This is a genomic window from Streptomyces sp. NBC_01515 (assembly GCF_045040345.1).
GTDB lineage: Bacteria > Actinomycetota > Actinomycetes > Streptomycetales > Streptomycetaceae > Streptomyces.
In genome coordinates, this window is sequence record NZ_CP109416.1 from 10353930 (window position 1) to 10367902 (window position 13973).

Annotated in this window: 15 protein-coding genes; 8 read left to right on the forward strand and 7 right to left on the reverse strand. The window is 69.3% G+C overall.

Features of this window, described 5'->3' with window-relative positions:
- The first annotated feature begins 57 nt into the window (after positions 1-57).
- On the forward strand, positions 58-918 hold the full coding sequence (locus tag OG407_RS45780) for an alpha/beta fold hydrolase (protein ID WP_405866861.1): 861 nt from the start codon (positions 58-60) through the stop codon (positions 916-918).
- Between the two features lie 27 nt (positions 919-945).
- Entirely contained in the window at positions 946-1584 is a 639-nt protein-coding gene (locus OG407_RS45785; RefSeq protein WP_405866863.1) for a TetR/AcrR family transcriptional regulator, read from the forward strand.
- A 65-nt stretch (positions 1585-1649) separates the two neighbouring features.
- On the opposite strand, the gene OG407_RS45790 is transcribed toward OG407_RS45785, so the two are convergent.
- Entirely contained in the window at positions 1650-1901 is a 252-nt protein-coding gene (locus OG407_RS45790) for a hypothetical protein (protein ID WP_405866865.1), read from the reverse strand.
- On the opposite strand from OG407_RS45790, the gene OG407_RS45795 reads away from it, so the two are divergent.
- Positions 1900-2187: a DM13 domain-containing protein gene (locus OG407_RS45795; RefSeq protein ID WP_405866867.1), complete on the forward strand. Its 288-nt coding sequence runs from the start codon at positions 1900-1902 to the stop codon at positions 2185-2187. The genes OG407_RS45790 and OG407_RS45795 overlap by 2 nt on opposite strands.
- Positions 2184-2693 (forward strand): hypothetical protein, encoded by a 510-nt coding sequence (locus OG407_RS45800; RefSeq protein WP_405866869.1) that lies wholly within the window; start codon positions 2184-2186, stop codon positions 2691-2693. The genes OG407_RS45795 and OG407_RS45800 overlap by 4 nt, the downstream gene beginning before the upstream one ends.
- 4 nt (positions 2694-2697) lie before the next feature.
- On the opposite strand, the gene OG407_RS45805 is transcribed toward OG407_RS45800, so the two are convergent.
- Complete coding sequence (locus tag OG407_RS45805) at positions 2698-4305, reverse strand: FAD-dependent oxidoreductase (protein ID WP_405866871.1); 1608 nt, start codon at positions 4303-4305, stop codon at positions 2698-2700.
- Positions 4306-4537: 232 nt separating this feature from the next.
- Between OG407_RS45805 and OG407_RS45810 the strand changes: the two genes are divergently transcribed.
- The 4 genes from OG407_RS45810 (at position 4538) to OG407_RS45825 (ending at position 8371) form a co-directional block, all read left to right on the forward strand.
- Positions 4538-5410, forward strand: coding sequence for a 2-keto-4-pentenoate hydratase (locus OG407_RS45810; RefSeq protein WP_405866873.1), 873 nt, complete (start codon positions 4538-4540; stop codon positions 5408-5410).
- Positions 5407-6357, forward strand: a complete 951-nt coding sequence (locus OG407_RS45815; protein WP_405866875.1) for an acetaldehyde dehydrogenase (acetylating) — start codon at positions 5407-5409, stop codon at positions 6355-6357. Before OG407_RS45810 ends, OG407_RS45815 begins: the two co-directional genes overlap by 4 nt.
- Positions 6354-7364: a 4-hydroxy-2-oxovalerate aldolase gene (gene dmpG, locus OG407_RS45820; protein WP_403589306.1), complete on the forward strand. Its 1011-nt coding sequence runs from the start codon at positions 6354-6356 to the stop codon at positions 7362-7364. Before OG407_RS45815 ends, dmpG begins: the two co-directional genes overlap by 4 nt.
- A 248-nt stretch (positions 7365-7612) precedes the next feature.
- Positions 7613-8371, forward strand: a complete 759-nt coding sequence (locus OG407_RS45825) for an IclR family transcriptional regulator (protein ID WP_403589359.1) — start codon at positions 7613-7615, stop codon at positions 8369-8371.
- A 17-nt stretch (positions 8372-8388) separates the two neighbouring features.
- On the opposite strand, the gene OG407_RS45830 is transcribed toward OG407_RS45825, so the two are convergent.
- From OG407_RS45830 to OG407_RS45850, 5 genes are all read right to left on the reverse strand, one after another.
- The gene (locus OG407_RS45830; protein ID WP_405866878.1) at positions 8389-8817 is read right to left on the reverse strand and encodes a hypothetical protein; all 429 of its coding nucleotides are present in this window, start codon (positions 8815-8817) and stop codon (positions 8389-8391) included.
- Positions 8814-9557: an SDR family oxidoreductase gene (locus OG407_RS45835; protein ID WP_405866880.1), complete on the reverse strand. Its 744-nt coding sequence runs from the start codon at positions 9555-9557 to the stop codon at positions 8814-8816. The genes OG407_RS45830 and OG407_RS45835 overlap by 4 nt, the downstream gene beginning before the upstream one ends.
- Entirely contained in the window at positions 9550-10278 is a 729-nt protein-coding gene (locus tag OG407_RS45840) for a TetR/AcrR family transcriptional regulator (RefSeq protein ID WP_405866882.1), read from the reverse strand. The genes OG407_RS45835 and OG407_RS45840 overlap by 8 nt, the downstream gene beginning before the upstream one ends.
- 144 nt (positions 10279-10422) lie before the next feature.
- Complete coding sequence (locus OG407_RS45845; RefSeq protein WP_405866884.1) at positions 10423-11721, reverse strand: ThuA domain-containing protein; 1299 nt, start codon at positions 11719-11721, stop codon at positions 10423-10425.
- Positions 11722-11747: 26 nt separating this feature from the next.
- Complete coding sequence (locus tag OG407_RS45850; protein ID WP_405866886.1) at positions 11748-13970, reverse strand: RICIN domain-containing protein; 2223 nt, start codon at positions 13968-13970, stop codon at positions 11748-11750.
- Positions 13971-13973: the final 3 nt, after the last annotated feature.

Consider the following 13973-nt stretch of genomic DNA (forward strand, 5'->3'; position numbering starts at 1 on the left):
ACGCGGTGGCACGGTGACTGTCGCCCGTCACCCCGCGACCGGAGGTCACGCACCGTCATGACACTCACCGCTGAGGACACTCTGCGCGAACTGCACACCGCCGAAGGCACGTTGCGCTACCACGAGGCGGGCGACGGGCCGCCCCTGCTCCTGTTGCACGGCTCCGGCCCCGGCGTGACCGGCTGGCGCAACTACCGGGGAAACCTCCCCGTGTTCGCGCAGCACTTCCGCTGCCTCGCCCTGGAATTCCCCGGGTTCGGGGTCAGCGACCCCACCGCCGAGAACCCCATGATGGCCGCCCCGAAAGCCGTCCTGCGCTTCCTCGACGGCCTCGGCCTCGACCGCGTCGACGTCATCGGGAACTCCATGGGCGGCTTCGTCGCCGCCGGACTCGCCGTCGCCCACAAGGACCTGTTCCGCAGGGTCGTCACCATCGGCGGCGTGGGCCGCAACATCCTCTCGCCGGGCCCCAGCGAAGGCCTCAACCTGCTCGTCGAGTTCGCCGAGAACCCGACCCGCGAGAACCTGGTCCAGTGGCTGCGGTCGATGGTCCACGACCCGGCCCTCCTCACCGAGGAACTGATCGAGGAGCGGTGGGTGACCGCCACCGAGCCCGCGACCCTGGAGGCCTCCCGGCGGATCTACGGCCGGCAGGCCATGGCCGCCATGCAGGCCGCGCAGGCCCACTCCGACCAGCCCATCTGGGCCGCCCTCCACAAGATCACCGCGCCCACGCTGCTGACCTGGGGCCGCGACGACCGGGTCACACCGTTGGAGAGCGCGCTGATCCCGATGCGTACCATTCCGAAAGCGGAACTGCATGTGCTGCCCGACTGCGGCCACTGGGCCATGATCGAGCAGAAGGAGGCCTGGGAGAGCACCGTCCTGGCCTTCCTGACCCGGCCCGAGGCAGCCTGAGCGTCGGCGGCGGGAGCACCGGACGACATGGGGGACGACGTGGCGAGACCCGCTGGGGGACGGCAACCGGCGGCCCCGATGTCGAGCGGTCAGATCGCCCGCCGGGTCCGCATCCTCCGCGCCGCCTCCGAACTCGGCGCGCGCGAGGGGCTGGCCAGCGTGCAGATGCACGACGTGGCCAAGGAGGCCGGCGTCGCCATCGCCACCCTGTACCGCTACTTCCCGTCCAAGCCGTACCTGTTCATGGCCGTCCTGGAGTGGCACATCGAGCAGTACCTCGGCGGTCACGAGAACGGTCAGGAGAACCTCGCCGCAGACGACGGGGGCACGGACGCCGCCGCCGAGATCGCGGAGCTGCTCATCACGCTCAGCGTGAAGCTGCTCGACAGCCCCCTGCTCGCCTCGGCGGTGGCACTGTCGTCGTTCACCGAGTACACGAGCGTCGTCCCGGCCCGCACGGACCTCGTCGACAGCGCCCTGGGACAGGCCATCCTGCGCCTGCTCGGTGCCGGCGTCCGCGAGGCCTCGGAGACCGACCGCAGCAGGGCGCGCCTGCTCATCTACGGCTGGTGGGGACTGTTCGTGGCCATGCTCACCGAGGAACTCTCCACCGCCGAGGCGGAGACCACCATGCGCCTAGCCGCGCGGCTGCTCCTCACGCCGTAGTCGTCGTGGTCACCGTGGTCGCCGCGAAAATGTGAAGCAATTCTTACGTCCCCCCGGCCGCGGGGTCATTTCCCGTATTCCGTAGGTAGCTTGGTTCCCGTCGGCGGCAGCCCGTTCCTCTTGCCGCCGATTCCCAGCGGAATCAAGAACAGGAAGTTCGGCATGCGGAAAATCGGGTTTGTCGGCGTGGCTCTCGTTGCTCTTTCCTTCACGCTCACGGCGTGCGGCGGGTCCGGCAACAGCGACAACACCTCGAAGGCGGCGCCCACCATGTCGGCCTCGAAGGCGGCGATGCAGTCGGCGGACAGGGCGGGCATGTTCGCGGGGCTCAACGGCAAGAAGGTGACCGGCGCCGCGAAGGTGAGCGGTTCGGGCGTCACGCTGTCCGGCTTCAAGTCCGACGAGGGCCCGGACCTGCATGTGTACCTCACGAACGGCACGGACGAAGCGGCCGTGTCGGCGGGCAAGCAGCTCGGTGCCATCAAGTTCGACAAGGCGTCCCAGATGTTCGCGCTCAACGGCGTCGACGCGTCCATGTACAGCAACGTGGTCATCCACTGCGACAAGGCGAAGGCGGTATTCGGCGCCGCGAAACTGTCATGAGGACGTCCCTTTCGCGACCGACTCTGATCGCGGCGGCTCTCGCCGGCGCGGTCAGAGTCACCCTCGGTGTCCTGTGGCTCCATGAAGGAACGCTGAAATACCGGGCGCACTTCGGGGCGGCGGACATCCTGCTGGTGGCGAACAGTGCGAAGTCGAACAGCAGGGTTCCGGGTTACTTCAAGAGTTTCTCGGATGTCACACTCGCGGAATGGCCGCATTTCTTCGGCTTCGCGATGCCCCTTCTGGAGACAGCGCTGGGAGTCGCCCTCGTCCTGGGGGTGTTCTCCTTGCCCGCGTCTTTCATGTCGGCTTTCACCTTGCTGACGTATTGGAGCGCGGACCAGCTCATCACCGAGTATCCGATCATGCTCGCCCTTTCGACGGTGGTCGTCGCCTGGCCGCTGTTGGCTTCACACTTCTCCGCGACGACCCTCGCGGAAAGGGCCGTAGGTCGAAAGCGTCCGGACGTGGTCGTGTTCCGGGAGCCGTTCCGTCGCTGGCTCTGACACGTCAGTCCGTGCCGCTCGCGATGTCCAGCACCGCCAGGTACGAGAACGCGACGCTCGAACCGATGGGAGCACCCGCGCCCGGGTACACGCGTCCCGTCATCGCGGCGGCCGTGTTCCCGGACGCGTACAGCCCCTCGATGGGCTGGCCGTCCGGGCGCAGCACCCGCGCGTGCTCGTCGATCTTGAGGCCGCCCTTGGTACCGATGTCGGCCGGGAGGATGGTCGCGACGTAGTACGGCGGGGTGTCGAGCGGGGGCAGCAGCGGGTTGGGCCAGTCGGTCGTGGGTGGCGGTGCCGGGTAGTTCAGCTCGGGCAGGGCGGGGAAGCCCAGGACGTACTGAGCCGTCCGGTCCCAAGGTGTCTCGCCACGATGGAACTTCTCGTCGACCCCGGTGTGCGCGTAGCCGTTGAACTCCTCGATGGTCGCGCGCAGCGCATCGAGCGGTACGTCGATCAGCTTCGCCAACTCCTCCAGGGAATCAGCCCTCTTGAGCGCGCCGGACTCGAACCACTCGGGCCGGACCGGCTGGTCGTACGGGCCGCCGAAGCTGTCCCGGTCGAGCTGGCGCTGGTCGATGATCCAGTGGGCGGGGATGTGCGAGACGCCCGTGGTGGCATGCAGGCGGACTATCTCCCGGCCCGCCTGGTCGTAGGGGCGGGTTTCGTTGACGAAGCGTTCGCCCGCCGCGTTGACCCAGATCCCGCCCCGGGTGCCCGTGTGGAAGAGCGGGAGGCCGTCCGGCCACACGAGTCCGGGCGTGAACCAGGCCGCGTCGAGCAGGTCGGTGGCGGCACCGACCGCGATGCCGGCCTGGAGCGCGTCTCCCGTGTTGCCCGGGGCGCCGTGGGTCCACTCGCTGCCGCGATCCGGAACCGGCTGGTACTTCGCGCGCAGCTCGCGGTTGCGCTCGAAGCCGCCGGCCGCGAGGATCACCCCGCCCGTGGCGCGGAACGTGACCTGTTCGCCGTCGTTCACCGCCTCCACGCCGACGACCCTGCCGTCCTCGACGACGAGGCTCTCCAACGCGGTGTCGAGGCGGAGCGAGCCGTGGCCCGTCTCCAGGAACGCCGCCAGCGTCCTGCCGATCAGTGCGCGGCCCCCGCTGAGGACCGGGCCTTCGTCGTGGCCCCACCGCTGGGTGGGCAGGCAGGCGCGGACCAGTTGGGCGTGTGCTCCGAGTTCGGCGACGGTGACCTGCGGCGGGAACACGGTGTGCCCGGTGGGGGACGAGCCGACGACCGACGGATAGTAGTCCGGCACCGGGAGATGCACGAACGACTGGAACCACGGATTCTGCTCCAGCTCGTCGATCAACCGCACGCCCGCCCGCAGGTAGGCATCCTGGAGCGGCTCGCGTGACGCGTCGTCGACGGAGTCGCGCAAGTAGGTCCTCGCGTCCTCGACACTGTCGTCGAGCCCGGCCCGCCGCATCGGCGCGGAGCCGGGGTACCACAGACCGGCACCGGAGTAGGCGGTCGTGCCGCCGACCCGGTCGGTCTTCTCGATGACGAGTGTGCGCAGGCCGCGCGAGGCAGCGGCATACGCACCGACCAGTCCTCCGCCCGACCCGACGACGATCACGTCGTAGACGTCCTCGTTGCTGGCCAAGATGACCTCCTCAGGTGTGCTGACGTTCTCGACGGCCGAGCGCGGCTCCACGCCACAACCTCTCGCGATGTGCCGGGCGACGGTATCGAGCCAACTCCACCGCTCCGGCCGGTCATCTCGCTGAGCGAGACCGCCTGTCCACCCCCGGATCGAGTCCCGGTGAGCGGAACGCGCGGGACCGCGACCGGGCACGGATGCCCAGGCTGGAGACCATCACGAGGTGAGGACGCGAATGACAGACCTTCGGGAACCAAGGGCCGCGGCGGACCGTGAGGCGGCGGTGGCCGAGGCGGTCGTACGACTGACGCGCGCGGCCCGTGACCGTCAACCGTGCGCCCCCGTACGGGACTTGCTCGGCGCCACCGACATCGGCCTCGCCTACGCCGTCCAACAACGCGTCGTGGCCGACCGGATCGCCGCCGGAGCACGGGTGGTCGGCCGCAAGATCGGACTCACCTCCGAGTCGGTGCAGCGCCAAGTCGGCGTCGACCGGCCCGACTTCGGGGTGCTCCTCGCCGACATGGACGTCAGCGCGCTGCCGGCCGTGCCGAGCGAACGGCTGCTGCAGCCCAGGGTCGAGGCCGAGATCGCGTTCGTCCTCGCCGCCGACCTCGACCAGGACGAACTCGACATCGAGCAGGTGCGGGCCGCTGTGGCGTATGCCGTCGCCGCGCTGGAGATCGTGGACAGCCGGGTCGCCGCCTGGGACATCGCGATCACCGACACCGTCGCCGACAACGCGTCCAGCGGGTTGTTCGTACTCGGCGGCGAGCGCGTCGAGTTGAAGGCGTTCGATCCCCGGGACGTGTCCATGCGGCTCTACGCCGACGGGAAGCTCGCCTCGGCGGGCGACGGCACGGCCTGCCTCGGTGATCCCCTTGCGGCGCTGCTGTGGCTGGCGCGCACCGCCCGGGAGTTCGGCGACCCGCTGCGGGCCGGGCAGGTCGTGCTCTCCGGAGCGCTGGGGCCGCTCGTCCCCACCCCGCCGGGAGTCACCGTACGGGCCGAGATGTCGGGCCTCGGCACCGTGACCGCGACGTTCTCCGACGGAGCGGAACCAGCCAACTCATCCGATTCATCGGACTCTTCGAAGGAACAGGGATGACGAAGACCAAGGTGGCCATCATCGGTTCCGGCAACATCGGGACCGACCTGATGATCAAGGTGCTGCGGCTGTCCGACACCCTGGAGATGGCCGCCATGGTGGGCATCGACCCGGGCTCGGACGGCCTCGCCCGGGCCGCACGCCTCAAGGTGCCCACCACGCACGAGGGCGTGGACGGCCTGATCCGGATGGACGGCTTCGACGACATCGGGATCGTCTTCGACGCCACGTCCGCGAAGGCGCACGTCGAGAACGCCAAGCGCCTCGCCCCGTACGGCAAACGGCTCGTCGACCTCACCCCAGCCGCCATCGGCCCGTACGTCGTGCCGCCGGTCAACCTCGACGAGCACCTCGCCGGCGATGCCGACAGCCTCAACATGGTCACCTGCGGCGGCCAGGCCACCATCCCGATCGTGCACGCGGTCAGCCGGATCACACCGGTGCCCTACGCCGAGATCGTCGCGTCGATCGCCTCGAAGTCGGCCGGACCCGGAACCCGGGCCAACATCGACGAGTTCACCGAGACGACCTCCGCCGCGATCGAGAGGGTGGGCGGTGCCCGGCGGGGCAAGGCGATCATCGTGCTCAACCCGGCCGAGCCGCCGCTGATCATGCGGGACACCGTGTACTGCCTCATCGGCGACGCCGACCAGGAACAGATCCGGGCCTCGGTCGAGGGCATGGTGGACGCGGTCGCCGAGTACGTGCCCGGCTACCGGCTCAAGCAGCAGGTGCAGTTCACCCCGATCCCCGCCGGAGATCCGGTGCACACGCTGTTCACCGGCGACGCGTCCGAGGTCACCACCAAGGTGTCCGTCTTCCTCGAAGTCGAGGGCGCCGCCCACTACTTGCCCGCCTACGCGGGCAACCTCGACATCATGACCTCGGCCGCCCTGCGGGTCGCCGAGCGCATCGCCCAGCGCTTCTCCACGGAGGTGACCCGATGACCCCCAGGCTCTATGTCCAGGACGTCACCCTCCGGGACGGCATGCACGCCATCCGGCACCGGATCACACCCGCGAACGTGGCCGCCATCAGCGCGGCCCTGGACCAGGCGGGCGTGGACGCCATCGAGGTCGCCCACGGCGACGGCCTGTCCGGCGGCAGCCTCAACTACGGCCCCGGCAGCAACACCGACTGGGAATGGATCGAGGCCGCGGCCGGCGCCATCCACCGGGCGACGCTCACGTCCCTCCTGCTGCCCGGCATCGGCACCATCGCCGAGCTCAAGCAGGCGTACTCGCTCGGCGTCCGCTCGGTCCGCGTCGCCACCCACTGCACCGAGGCCGACGTGGCGGCCCAGCACATCGCCACCGCCCGCGAACTCGGCATGGACGTCTCCGGCTTCCTGATGATGGCCCACATGACCGACCCCGCCGAACTCGCCCGCCAGGCACGGTTGATGGAGTCCTACGGCGCGCACTGCGTGTACGTCACCGACTCCGGCGGCCGGCTGACCATGGACGGCGTACGCGACCGCGTCCGCGCCTACCGTGACGTCCTCGACCCGGACACCCAGATCGGCATCCACGCGCACGAGAACCTCTCCCTCTCGGTCGCCAACTCGGTGACCGCGGTGGAGGAGGGCGTGACCCGGGTGGACGCGTCCCTGGCAGGACAGGGCGCGGGCGCGGGCAACTGCCCGATCGAACCGTTCATCGCCGTCGCCAACCTCCTTGGCTGGAAGCACGGTTGCGACCTGTTCGCGCTCCAGGACGCCGCCGACGACCTGGTCCGCCCGCTCCAGGACCGGCCGGTCCGCGTCGACCGGGAGACCCTGACCCTCGGCTACGCGGGGGCGTACTCCAGCTTCCTGCGGCACGCCGAGACCGCCGCCGGACAGTACGGCCTCGACGCGCGCACCATCCTCCAGGAGGTCGGCAGGCGGGGGCTGGTCGGCGGGCAGGAGGACATGATCGTGGACATCGCTCTCGACCTGACCCGCGGCTGTTGATCGCGCTTTTCCGTCAAGCCGCCGCTTCCCGGCCGTGCGCCGGGGGGCGGCGCTTTCGTGCATTGTTTAGACCGGGCGTACCAATAAACTCGTGCACGCCTCTTGGCCCGCGTCCGATGCCGTTGATACGTTGACGCCGGCGCCGAACTAGAATTGATTTCAGTTTGAGCAGAGAGGCATTGACGATGACGTCTGCCCTTCGCCTGGACCCGCGATACGAGGCCGACCGGCATGCGCTGCCGCCGTCGATGATGGAGCGCGTGACGCTGATCATGGACCTCTTCGAGCGGCCCCAGACACACCTCACCCTCGAAGTGGTGTCCCGCCGGACCCACTTGCCGCGCTCGACCACCCACCGGATCCTCGACCAACTGGTGCGCCTGGACTGGCTGCACCACACGGTCGCCGGGTACGCGCTGGGACCGCGGGCGCTCGGTCTCGGCGGGCGGGAGATCGGGCACAGCACGCTGCGGGCGGCGGCAGCGCCCCAACTCCTCGACCTGGCCGTGCGCACGAAAATGGTCGTCCATCTCGCCGTGCTCGACGGCCCGGAGATCTACTACCTCGACAAGGTGGGCGGCCGGGCGGCGGTCGACATCCCCTCCCGGGTCGGCGGACGCGCGGTCGCTCACTGCACCGGGCTCGGGAAGGCCATGCTGGCCTGGCTGAGCCCGGAGGAGATCGACGCCCGCTACCAGAAGGCGATGGAGTGCCGCACCTCGCACAGCATCGGCCGACTCGACCTGCTCCACCGCGAGTTGGGCACCGTACGCCGTCGCAACGGGCTCGCGATCGACCGGGGCGAGTGTTTCCCCGACCTCGGCTGCGTCGGCCTCGCGCTGCGCGGACCCGACGGCCCGGTCGGCGCGATCTCGGTCGTCGGGGACGGGCGTGCGCCGCTGGAACTTGTCGCTCCGCTGGTCGTCAACGCCGTACGGGCCGTGTCCGAGGATCTGTTCGGGGGCGGGGAGTCGTATCGGCGGGAAGTGGCGGACGCGGTGGGGTAGTCGGGGCGGGCGGGCCGTCACGAGGACGCGGAGATCCAGCCGTCGTCGTTCCGGTGGCGGTCCGGGCCCACGGCCGCGAACTCGTCCTCGCCCGGTCCGCTCGCCGAGCCCGGTCGCCGCAGAACGTGCGAGATCGGGCTGAGCGTACGGAAGAACCGCGGCTTCGCCGGCTCGTCCGACGGGCCCGCCGCGAGTGCCCCGTCGGCCCACAGGGTGGCCCGTTGCCGACCGAACCCACCGAAGTGCTCGGCCTCCACATGGGCGACCGGCCCTGCGGCGGACCACTCGGCGAGCGTCTTCTCGAAGCCGCCGGGCAGCAGCCGGAACCCCAGGGGCTTGGCCGAGCCGGAGTCCGTGACGGCGTCGAAGACCTCGTCCGTCATCGGCATCAGCGACGCCTCCTGGACGAGAGTCGCCACTCGGGCGCCGGGCGCTCTCCCCGTCATGCCAACCCGCCGTTGGCGTACAGTACTTGGCCGTTGATCCAGCGTGCCGGGCCCGCGAGGAAGGCGACCGACTCCGCGATGTCGTCCGGGGTGCCGAGGCGCTCCAACGGAGCGGCGTTGGCGAGGTTCTGGACCGTCGTCTCGTCCTTGCCGTCGAGGAAGAGGGACGTGGCGGTCGGGCCGGGGGCCACCGTGTTGACGGTGATGTCCTTGCCGCGCAACTCGCGGGCCAGGACGAGAGTCATCGCCTCGACCGCGGCCTTGCTCGCCACGTAGCCGCCGTACGTCGGGAACTTGGTGCGGGTGACGGTGGTGGAGAAGTTGATGATCGCGCCCCCTGCGCGCACCCGGCGGGCCGCCTGCTGGGAGACGACGAACGTGCCGCGGATGTTGGTGCGGTGCATGCGGTCGAGGTCGTCGAGGTTCATGGTCGCGATGGGTGAAAGGACCATGATCCCGGCGGTGTTGACGACCACGTCGAGCCCGCCGAACTCCGCCTCGACGGCGTCGAAGGCGGCGGCCATCTCCTGTTCGTCGGCCACATCGCCGCCGACCGGGACGGCCCGGCCGCCGGCCGCCGTGATCGCGGCGACCGTCTCGTCGGCGCGGGCCTTGTTGCCGGCGTAGTGCACGCCGACGGCGATGCCGTCCTTGGCGAGGCGCTCGGCGACCGCGCGGCCGATGCCGCCGGAACCGCCGGTGACCAGGGCGACGCGGGTGGGGGTGTCGGTGTCAGTCATGGTGAGGGCCCTTCCGTGAGGTGGGGTGCTGCGGGGAGACGGGGATCTGCGTGAGCCACTGCCCGAGCAGGGCCGACTCCGCGGGGGTGAACGGTTCGGGGGTGAGATCGCCGAGGGACGAGAGCAGTGTGGTCGCTGCCGCCGTACGGGCGTCGTCGTGGGCCGTCGTGTCCGTCGCCGGGTCGAGCAGGATCGCCTGGACCATCGCGTCGCGGACCGGCGTCGACAGCCCGGCGTCCGGATACAGCTCGGGGCGGGTGATCAGCGCCAGTGCCACACCGGTGGTGGCCGCCATGACCATCTGCGCCGCGATCCCGGGCGCGATCCGCATCCGGCCCTGCGCGGCGAGCCGCTCCAGCACCGCGCGGAGGATCCGCAGCGCCTCCCGCGCCGCCTCCGGCGTGGAGCGCAGCGCCGGGGCGAACATCAACTTGTAGGCGTTGGGATGCGCCAGCGCGAACGCCACATGGCTGTCCCACCCGGCGAGCAGATCCTGCAAGGGGTCCGCCGACTTCTCCGCGGCGCGCTTCGTCTCCAGGTACTGGTCCCACACGTGGTCGACCGTCGCCGCCAGCAGGCCGTCCTTGTCGCCGAACAGCCGGTACAGCACGGGCTGTTGGACACCGGCCGCCTCGCACACCGCGCGCGTCGAGACGTCGCCGCTCGGCGACTGGGCGATCAGCTCCGCCGCCGCCTCGATTATCAGCGATCTCGTGTTCATGCAAGCAACGGTAACACTCACCTGTATCGATGACAACGGTCTGCTGTTAGCGGTGAAAACATGGGGGTGAGGGTGAAGACAAAGGGGCGCCCCCGCCGCATCGACACGCGATGCGGCAGAGGCGCCCCTGGTCGCCGGACAGGCTCAGGACTGCACGGCGAGTTGGAAGGCCTGCGCGGTGGAGCCGTCACAGGTCCGTTGGGTGAGCTGGACACTGTTCGTCGCCGCGGTGGCGGCCGTCAGGCACTTCCCGCTGTGCCGGGCGATGAAGTGGTAGGCCCCGCTCGCCTCCTTCACGGGCTGCCACTGCTGGTTCGTGCCGCCGGAGTAGGCCCACAGCTGCAACGGCGCGTTGTCCGCCGTCGAGCGGTCGGTCACGTCGATGGCCTGTGCCGGGTTGCCGCGCGCGGTGATCTCCATGTAGCCGCTGTCGGTGGAGCGGAACTGGTACTGCTGCGCCGCCGTACCGTTGCAGGCGTACTGCTGGATCGCCGTCCCGTTGGCCGTGGCCGCCGAACGGGCGTCAACGCACGTGCCGTTGCCGCCGTTCTTCACGGAGTACCAGGACGTCTCGGAGATCGGTGTGTCGGTCGGCGGGGTCGAAGTGTCGCCCCCGCCGAGCCACTTGAGACCGTTCAGCAGGAACTGGTTCTGGGTGGCGCTTGCGAACGTCGACGACAGACGCGTGTTGGTCGTGTAGTTCATCGCGTTGTGGCCGAAGTTCGCGTAGAGCATCTTGTACTTCGTGTTGGTCCAGATGATCGGGTAATACCCGCTGTACCAGGACTGGTTGGGATCGGTGCCGACCGGGAAGCTGCTCGGGTCGATCGACGCGAGGATCTTGATGTCCGGGTTCTGCCGCAGGTCGTTGGACCAGCTGTACCACTCGCTGACCGACGAGGTGAACGTGGCCGGCAGGGCGGCGGTGGGCGGGATCGAATGGTCCTCGACCTTCAGGGTCACCGCTGTCGGACCCCAGGTGTTGGACACGAAGTTCCCCGAGCCGAGGAACGTGTTGTGGTACCAGGACCAGCTCGCCGCGTCCGTCGTGAAGGCGGAGACGTGGAAGCCCATGAAGCCGCCGCCACCCCTCATGTACGTCTCGAAACCGGTGCGTTGGGCGGCCGTCTGCGGCAAGTCGTCGAGGAACAGGACGACTTGGTACGCGTTGACCCCGCCGTTGGCGAGCAGGTCCCAGTTGGTGCTGGACGTGTAGGTGTAGCCGTTCGCCGCGGCCTGCTGCGGGAACCAGACGTTCGCCTCCTTCTCGAAGTCGATGTGTGCCGCGTCGTACGTACCGCTGTAGAGGCCGAGAACCTTGAACGGCGTGGCCGCGGTGCTCGCGTGGGCGGCGGGCGGTGCCACCGCGAAGCCCAGCACCGTCGCCAGGAGGAGCAGGACCCGCAGGGCCGCGCGGGTGGAACCGGATCTGATGGTGTTCATCTGGTGATCGATCCTTTCCGTGCGGTCTACGGGTAGTTGGTCAAGTAGGCGACGTTGGTACTGGAGTTGGACGGTCCGCCGGTGCTGTTGATGATGTGGCTGATCGTGCCGACCCCGCCCAGTGAGACGGTCACCATGTCGTGGAACTTGACCCCGGACACGCTCGGCACCTCGAAGGAGTGGTCGGCGACCACGCTCGAATTGCTGCTGAAGTAGCAGTAGCTGCCAAGTCCCCACGCCTCATGGCTGGTTACGTTGGCGGCGACCTTGTAGGCGGGATAGCCCTTGCCGGAGCCGTTCATCCAGGAGGCCTGGTTCGGCGGGTCGTAGGGCATCTCGTTCTGGAAGAAGTACGTTCTGCCGCCGTTGCCGTTCCAGACGACCTGGGTCTTCTGGAAGTGCTCGACGAAGAGGCCGTACGCCGTCACGTTGGCGCCGTTGACGATCAGTCCGGTGTCCGCGGTGTTGGTGGTCCAGCCGACGGTGCCGGAGTTGCCGTGGTCGGCCCGCCAGATCCAGGTGTGGTCGATGATCGTGTTGGCGCTGTTGATGACAAGGGAGTTGGTGGCCTTGCCGACGGTGGCGCCGCCGATGCGGACGAAGACATCGGACAACTGCGTCGGGTCGGACGCGTGGGTGGCGGTCGAACCGGACGGGCCGATCTGCACCAGGGTCCCGGAGTTGGTGGTGCCCGCGTCGATCAGCAGGCCCGCCAGCTCGATGCCGTCCACGTCGGCCGTGGAGATCGCGGTGATCCCGCCGTCCGGCACGAAGGTGGCCAGGCCCATGCCCAGCACGACCGTGTCGGGGCGGGTGATGTTGAGCGTCTGGTTGAGGTGGTAGACGCCCGGGGTGACCAGGAGGTTCTTGCCGGCCGCGAGGGCGGTGTTCATGTCGGCCGCGGTGGCGCCGGGCTTGACGATGTAGAACTGGTCGATCGGCAGGGACTTGCCCGCCGGGGTCTTCCCGCTCCACGTCGTACCGACGGTGTTGGACTGCAGTCCGGGCACGAACACCTGGTAGGCGCCCGCGCTGTCGACGTAGAGGAAGGGCTTCTCGCGGATCGTGGGGGAGCTGGCGACGTTGGTGTACGTCGGGAAGGACTGGGCGGGTGCGCCCTGGTCGCCGACGAAGACCATGTTCCAGTTGGAGCCGGACCAACTGCCCATCGTGGAGTTCCTGGTGAGGAACTGCTGCTGGGTCCCGGACTGGATCTGGCCGTCGACCTTGGTGTCGGAGATGAAGCCGCCGCTGGACCAACCGCCGTCGTCCAGTGCCAAGTTGCCGCGCACGTGCATGCGCCGGTAGGGGGCGGCCTGCGAGACGGCCCAACGGTCAGTGCCGCCAGTGGGGTTGACCGACAGGTTCTCGGCGTCGCGCCAGAAGTTCTGGGTCGCGTTGCCCTGGAACCAGTCGGCCTCCGCGTGCACGGAACCGTTGATCGTCACGTCGTCCGGTGAGAAGCCGAGCCCGGCGACCTGCGTGTAGAAGCCGACGTTGGCGTTCGCGCTGTACGTGCCCGGCTTGAACAGCAGGGCCTGGCGGGCCGAGCCGAACTGGTTGGTCTGCTGCTGGGTGAAGACCGAGTCCAGCTTGGACTGGATGCTGGACGCCGACATCGACGGGTCGAACACCGTCACGTTGGGACCGAAGTCCGGGGTGCCCGGCGGGTTCGTCGAGACGGTGCCGAGTGTGAAGGACTGCGCGGCGGTGCCGTTGCAGGTGTACTGCGCCAACTGCACGCTGTCCGCGGTCGATGCGCTCGGGACGTCCAGGCACTTGCCGCTGTTGCGGTTGACGAAGTGGTAGGCGCCGTCGGCCTCGACTACCGGCAGCCACTGCTGGTTGTTGCCGCCGGAGTATGTCCACGTCTGGATGAGCGCGGAGTCGGCGGTCGAGACGCCGGTGACGTCCCAGGCCTCGGCGCCGTTCAGGTTGCTGTTCACGCGGTAGTAGCCGCTGTCGGTGGCGACCAACTGCCAGTTCTGCGCGGTGCTTCCGTTGCACGTGTACTGCTGGACGGCGGTGCCGTCGGCGCTCGCGGCCGAGCGGGCGTCGACGCACTTGCCGCTGCCCTTGTTGACCACGGTGGTGTACCCGGTCGGGATCGCGGCGGCGGCTGTGCTCGCCGCGCTCGCCGAGGCCTGCGTGGCGAACTCGATTCCGGTCACGGTGGTCGCCACGAGCGCGACCGCCGTGAGCGCTCTCGGTATGGGGTGGCGGCCGGTCAGTCTTTTCCGTCTGAGCACGGA

Excerpts from the sequence above, each read along its gene's own strand:
- OG407_RS45780 (WP_405866861.1), top strand. The coding sequence starts at position 58 with ATGACACTCACCGCTGAGGACACTCTGCGCGAACTGCACACCGCCGAA.
- OG407_RS45785 (WP_405866863.1), top strand. The coding sequence starts at position 946 with ATGGGGGACGACGTGGCGAGACCCGCTGGGGGACGGCAACCGGCGGCC.
- OG407_RS45795 (WP_405866867.1), top strand. The coding sequence starts at position 1,900 with ATGTTCGCGGGGCTCAACGGCAAGAAGGTGACCGGCGCCGCGAAGGTG.
- OG407_RS45790 (WP_405866865.1), bottom strand. The coding sequence starts at position 1,901 with ATGCCCGCCCTGTCCGCCGACTGCATCGCCGCCTTCGAGGCCGACATG.
- OG407_RS45800 (WP_405866869.1), top strand. The coding sequence starts at position 2,184 with ATGAGGACGTCCCTTTCGCGACCGACTCTGATCGCGGCGGCTCTCGCC.
- OG407_RS45810 (WP_405866873.1), top strand. The coding sequence starts at position 4,538 with ATGACAGACCTTCGGGAACCAAGGGCCGCGGCGGACCGTGAGGCGGCG.
- OG407_RS45815 (WP_405866875.1), top strand. The coding sequence starts at position 5,407 with ATGACGAAGACCAAGGTGGCCATCATCGGTTCCGGCAACATCGGGACC.
- dmpG (WP_403589306.1), top strand. The coding sequence starts at position 6,354 with ATGACCCCCAGGCTCTATGTCCAGGACGTCACCCTCCGGGACGGCATG.
- OG407_RS45825 (WP_403589359.1), top strand. The coding sequence starts at position 7,613 with ATGATGGAGCGCGTGACGCTGATCATGGACCTCTTCGAGCGGCCCCAG.
- OG407_RS45830 (WP_405866878.1), bottom strand. The coding sequence starts at position 8,817 with ATGACGGGGAGAGCGCCCGGCGCCCGAGTGGCGACTCTCGTCCAGGAG.
- OG407_RS45835 (WP_405866880.1), bottom strand. The coding sequence starts at position 9,557 with ATGACTGACACCGACACCCCCACCCGCGTCGCCCTGGTCACCGGCGGT.
- OG407_RS45840 (WP_405866882.1), bottom strand. The coding sequence starts at position 10,278 with ATGAACACGAGATCGCTGATAATCGAGGCGGCGGCGGAGCTGATCGCC.
- OG407_RS45845 (WP_405866884.1), bottom strand. The coding sequence starts at position 11,721 with ATGAACACCATCAGATCCGGTTCCACCCGCGCGGCCCTGCGGGTCCTG.